This window comes from Streptomyces albipurpureus (genome assembly GCF_023701525.1).
Lineage (GTDB): Bacteria > Actinomycetota > Actinomycetes > Streptomycetales > Streptomycetaceae > Streptomyces > Streptomyces albipurpureus.
Genome location: NZ_JAMQAW010000015.1, coordinates 1 through 1,982 on the forward strand (window position 1 = coordinate 1; position 1,982 = coordinate 1,982).

Genomic DNA, 1,982 nt, shown 5'->3' on the forward strand with positions numbered 1-1,982 from the left:
GGGGTCGTCCTCGCTGCCGAGTACCTCGCGTTGCCACAGGGTGTAGTCCGCGTACTGCACCGGCAATACCGGCCAGGCGGGCCGCTCGCCTCGGGAACGGGCCTGATAGGCCAGGGACAGATCCCGGGCGAACGGGGCCATCGACCAGCCATCCGCCGCAATGTGATGCACCACAGCGATCAACACGAACTCATCCGGCCCCACCACACACAACCGCACCCGCAACGGCAGATCCACCGACAGATCAAACCCGGCAGACACCTCCGCCGCCAACACCCCACCAAGCCCCGACGCATCCACCTCCGACACCGTAAGAAGCCGGGCGACACGGCTGTCATCGGCAGACTCACCACCCGCAGAGAACGAGTTATCACCCAGCCCCTGGCCGATACTCAAGATCTGCTGACGGGGTTGACCATCCACCTGCGGGAAGACCGTACGCAGGCTCTCATGCCGGCCCACCACATCCATCAACGCCGCCCGCAACGCCCCCACATCCAGGATGCCGTGCAACCGCAGGGCGAAGGGAATGTTGTAGGTCGCCGACGGGCCCTCCAACTCGCCCAGGAACCACAACCTGCGCTGCGCGAACGACACCGGAACCAACTCCGGACGCACCCGCCCTGCCAGCCGTACCCGCACCACACCCGCAGCATTATCAACATGCGACGCCAAACCAGCCACCGTCGGCGCCTCGAACAACGCCCGAATCGACACCTCGCTATCCAGCACCGACCGGATACGGCTGATCAGCCTCGTTGCGAGAAGGGAATGCCCACCCAGATCAAAGAAGCTGTCATCGATACCAACCTCGCCCACACCCAGGACCTCGGCGAACAGCGAACACAACACCTCCTCCCGAGCATTACGCGGACCACGACCAGAGACCTTGGCAGTGACCTCGGGAACGGGAAGAGCCTTACGGTCGAGTTTCCCGTTGGGTGTCAACGGCAAGGCTTCCAGTACTACGAAAGCGGAGGGCACCATGTAGTCCGGCAGGCGCTCCGCCACCACACCCCGCAACACCGACACATCGACCACCGACACAACACCGGAGTCGGCGGGGACGACGTAGGCGACCAGGCGTTTGTCACCCGGACGGTCTTCGCGGGCGAGGACCGCTGCCTGGCCGACGCTGGGGTGGGTGGCGAGCACGGTTTCGATCTCACCGGTCTCGATGCGGAATCCGCGTATCTTCACCTGCGCATCGGCGCGGCCTAGGAACTCCAGGACACCATCCGCACGCCACCGAACCACATCCCCGGTCCGATACATCCGGGCACCCAAACCACCGAACGGGTTGGCCACGAAACGCTCGGCGGTGAGGTCAGGGCGCCCCAGATATCCACGCGCCAGTCCCGCACCCGCGATATACAACTCACCCGGCACACCCACCGGCACCGGACACAGACCCCCATCCAGCACATACACTCGCGTGTTATCCAACGGCCGACCAATCGGAGGAGCGAAGTCGACGTTTGATTCCGTATACCAAGCAGTGGTGTAGACGGCGGCCTCAGTAGGGCCGTAGATGTTGGCGATTGTGCTGCAGGAAGTGGCTTCCCGGATTGCATTGAGGGTGTAGGAAGAAAGGCCTTCTCCAGCCAACGCCACCAGATCTGCCTTGATTTTCCCGTTGTGGCCGCTGTCGAGCATGTTCACCAAAGCAGAGGGAACGGTGCTGATCAGGCTGAACTTTCCCAAGTCGGTTTCCTGCAGCGTGAGTATGTCCTGTACGACCTCGATACAGCCGCCACTCAACAACGGCCCGAATATTTCGAAGACCGAGACGTCGAAGCTGAGGGAAGTGGCAGCAAGGGTACGTGAAAGCCCCCTCGGGCCGAACTCATTCTTCGCCCAAGTTGTCAGGCCCGTGGCGCTTGTGTGGGTGATGGTGACGCCTTTGGGCTTGCCGGTGGAGCCGGAGGTGTAGATGACGTAGGCGGGGTGCTGCGGCAGTAGCGCGCGGGCACGGTCGGTGT

Annotated in this window: 1 protein-coding gene; it reads right to left on the reverse strand. The window is 63.2% G+C overall.

Annotated elements, in window-relative coordinates; genetic code table 11:
• Positions 1 to 1,982, reverse strand: a 1,982-nt coding sequence (locus NBG84_RS16925) for an AMP-binding protein (RefSeq protein ID WP_250920300.1), incomplete at both ends; no start/stop codon positions are given.